The 3,520-nt window shown below is 67.0% G+C and carries 4 protein-coding genes; 1 reads left to right on the top strand and 3 read right to left on the bottom strand.

All coding sequences use genetic code 11. The annotated features are described in order from the left end of the window. Both HGB10_11950 and metG read right to left on the bottom strand, forming a co-directional pair. On the bottom strand, positions 1-367 hold a 367-nt coding region (locus HGB10_11950), incomplete at its 3' end, for a hypothetical protein (GenBank protein ID NTU72516.1). A 6-nt stretch (positions 368-373) separates the two neighbouring features. Then, positions 374-1,939 (bottom strand): methionine--tRNA ligase, encoded by a 1,566-nt coding sequence (metG, locus tag HGB10_11945; GenBank protein ID NTU72515.1) that lies wholly within the window; start codon positions 1,937-1,939, stop codon positions 374-376. A 135-nt stretch (positions 1,940-2,074) separates the two neighbouring features. Between metG and HGB10_11940 the strand changes: the two genes are divergently transcribed. After that, positions 2,075-2,320 (top strand): AbrB/MazE/SpoVT family DNA-binding domain-containing protein, encoded by a 246-nt coding sequence (locus tag HGB10_11940; GenBank protein NTU72514.1) that lies wholly within the window; start codon positions 2,075-2,077, stop codon positions 2,318-2,320. On the opposite strand, the gene rsmI is transcribed toward HGB10_11940, so the two are convergent. Beyond that, complete coding sequence (gene rsmI / locus HGB10_11935; GenBank protein NTU72513.1) at positions 2,317-3,153, bottom strand: 16S rRNA (cytidine(1402)-2'-O)-methyltransferase; 837 nt, start codon at positions 3,151-3,153, stop codon at positions 2,317-2,319. The genes HGB10_11940 and rsmI overlap by 4 nt on opposite strands. Positions 3,154-3,520 lie beyond the last annotated feature (367 nt).

The following is a 3,520-nucleotide window of genomic DNA, read 5'->3' as shown; positions in this document are numbered from 1 at the left end:
CGGCGGACGTCCCTCGGCGGGGGCCCTCGCCGCTGCGCGGCTCCCCCGCCTGCGAAGAGGTCCGCCCAGAGGGCTCGCCTCCCTCCCCGGTCGCCTCCGCGAGAAGCTCCGCTGCCCCTTCGAGCCAGGTTTCGAGTTCTGTGTAGGTGCGCGCCGCGTCTTCGGTCACGTCAGCGACGGTGGCGATGAGGCCGATCCCGGCGCGCGCGGCGTTCGCAAGCGCGGAGACGGGGTCGCCGAGCATGTCGAGGTGCGCGTGCGTATCGGCGATGGGGTTTCCGCCGAAGTCCGGCGCCTCGATGGGGCGACCTTTCGAGTCGGTGAACAGCGGTGCAGCCGCATCGTATGGCGGGTTGGAGAAGGACACCGGCGCCTACTCGGCGTCTTCGACGATGCGCTGGAAGAGCGCGTCGCCCTTCACGACCGTGTTGCCCACGGGCAGACGGCCCCAAGCGGCTTCGGCGGTGATGTCAGTGACGGCAATCGGGTCCGACAGACCCATGCGCGACCAAACCTCGGCCGAGGTCGCCGGCATCACAGGTGCCGTGAACAGCGCGGCGATGCGGACGGCTTCGAGCGCGTTGTAGAGCACCGTGTGCAGGCGCGGCAGCGTCTCCTCGGACTTCGCGAGATTCCACGGCGCTGAGTCCTCGATGTAGCGGTTCGTGCGCTTGATGATCTCCCACGTTGCTTCGATCGCGCCGGCGTAGTCGAGCACGGCCATCCGCGCTTCGAACTCGGCGGGCAGACCGGCGGCGATCGCTGCAAGCTCGGCGTCATCGGCTGTCGCCTCGCCGGAAGTCGCCGGCACAACGCCGTCGCAGTACTTGCCGACCATGTTGAACAGCCGGGAGCACAGGTTGCCCCAGTCGTTGGCGAGGTCGCCGTTGTAGCGCTGGATCATCGCCTCAAGTGAGATCGAACCGTCGAGACCGAACTGCACCTCGCGCAGGAAGTAGAAGCGGTACGCGTCGACTCCGAACTTCGCGACGAGATCGGCCGGCGCCATCGCGTTGCCCTTGGACTTGCTCATCTTCTCGCCCTTGGTGAGTAGGAAGCCGTGAGCGAAGACCTTCTCGGGAACGGGCAGACCGGCGGCGATGAGCATGGCAGGCCAGATCACGCAGTGGAACCGGATGATGTCCTTGCCCACGAAGTGGAACTGCGCCGGCCAGCGCTTGGCGAACTCGGCCTGCTTAGCCGGGTCGTCCGAACCGTAGCCGATGGCCGTGATGTAGTTGATGAGCGCGTCGAACCAGACGTAGATGGTGTGGCTTTCGTCCCACGGCAGCGGGATGCCCCACTTCACGTTCGCGCGCGAGATCGACAGGTCGCGCAGGCCGCCCTTCACGAACGAGAGCACCTCGTTGCGGCGCGTCTCGGGCTGGATGAAGTGCGGGTTCTCCTCGTACAGCGCGAGGAGCCTGTCGGCGTAGCTCGAGAGCTTGAAGAAGTAGTTGTCCTCGCGCACGAACTCGACCTTGCGGCTGCACTGGGGGCACGTGTGGTCCTCGTGCAGCTGGTCCTCGGTGAAGTAGGTCTCGCACGGCACGCAGTACCAGCCCTCGTAGGTGCCGGCATAGATGTCGCCGCGCTCGTGCAAGGTGTTGAGCAGCGCCTGGACACCGTTCTCGTGGCGGGGCTCGGTCGTGCGGATGAAGTCGTCGTTGGAGATATTGAGCATCTCCCACGCCTCGTGGAACTTCGCAGCCATACGGTCGGCCCACTCGATCGGCGTCACGCCGTTCTCGACTGCGGCCTGCTCGACCTTCTGCCCATGCTCGTCGAGACCGGTGAGGAACCACACGTCATCCCCGCACATGCGGCGGTAACGCGCGAGGGTATCGGCGGCGATCGTCGTGTAGGCGGTTCCGAGGTGCGGGACCGAGTTCACGTAGTAGATGGGAGTCGTCAGGTAGAATGACTGCTGGTTGCTCATGGGTTTCGGAACTCCGTGACCGTGGGATGGAGCCAGGCGCTACGATTCCGTACGCTGCCCGGCATGGCTCTGGCAAGCATTCTAACCGTTGCGGGCTGACGCGACGGAGCATCAGTCGACGAGGAGGCATCTGGCGTGCACGACACAGGAATCGTTCGGCGCGTCGACGACCTCGGCCGCATCGTCATCCCCATGGAGCTGCGCCGGACTCTCGGCATCAAGGTCAAGGATCCGCTCGCCATCTTCGTCGAAGGCGACAACATCATCCTGACCAAGCACAAGGACGCGTGCGCGGTATGCGGCGCGACCGATGCCGACGTCGTCACGGTCAAGGGACGCCCCGTGTGCAGCGACTGCGTGGCGGCGATCAAGGCCCGCTAGCCTTTGGTGCGGTGGGCGATCTCGTAGACCTCGCTGCGCGGCACTCCCAGCTCCTTCGCGGCGCGCTTGACTGCCTCGCTGCGCGACGCGCCTTCGGCGATGAGCCGTTCAACAGCCGAGATGACCGTCTTTGGATCCGCCGCCTCGCGCAAGCGCGCAGGCGCGGGCCCCACCAGCAGCACGACTTCGCCCTTGAGGTTCTCGCGCGCGGCGATGTCTGCGGCGACATCCTCGACGACGCCTCGCACGACCTCCTCGTGCAGCTTGGTGAGTTCGCGCGCAAGCGCAGCACGACGACCCGGGAACGCCTCGGCAAGCGCGGCGAGCGTGGCCGCCGAGCGATGCGGCGACTCGTAGAAGATGAGCGTCGCGTCGAGCGTGGCGAGCGCTTCGAGAGCGCGCGAACGCTCGCCGGCCTTCCGCGGCAGGAAGCCGCCAAAGTAGAACGCGTGTGTGGGCAGGCCACTCGCGACGAGCGCTGCCAGGATCGCGCTCGCGCCGGGCAGCACCTCGACCACGACACCGCCATCGATGCAGGCGTCGACGAGCCGAGCGCCCGGATCGCTCACGCCAGGAGTACCCGCATCCGAGACGAGCGCGATGACCTCGCCGCCGAGCATCCGCTCGACGAGCGCGGGCGTCTGCCGCTCGACGGTGTGCTCGTCGCAGCGCTCGAGTCGCGTCTCGATCTCGTAGCGCGCCAGCAGCTTACGCGTGACGCGCGTGTCCTCGGCGGCAACGGTATCGGCTTCACGCAGCGCGTCGAGGACCCGCAGCGTTACGTCGCCGAGGTTGCCGATGGGTGTCGCGCAGACGACGAGCCGTCCGCTCACGTAACCGGCCCCGGGGCTTCAGGTGCGGCCGGGGGCTCCGGCGGAGCGACCGGCGGCGCGGGTGGCGCGGCCGGGGGCTCCGGCGGTGCAACCGGGGGCGAAGGAGGCAGCACCCGCCCTGAAAAATCTCCTGAATGACCCGGCCCCGCACCATGCAGCCAAAAGCATCACGGAAATATGCACCCGGAAGCATCTTGAACAACTCTTCGGGGAAGGGCTTCTGCAGGAGGTAGCGGTAGTAGAACCGGTATGTCTCTGTCCGGAGGTGGACGGCTTTCGGGCCGCCCCATCCATGCCGGCCGCCGGGATAGAGCATGAGCTCGAAGTTGCGGTTCAGGGCCTGCAGCGTGTCGGCGAGCTGGAGTGC

Source organism: Coriobacteriia bacterium, assembly GCA_013334745.1.
Lineage (GTDB): Bacteria > Actinomycetota > Coriobacteriia > Anaerosomatales > JAAXUF01 > JAAXWY01.
This window is presented reverse-complemented; position numbering and strand designations above follow the sequence as displayed.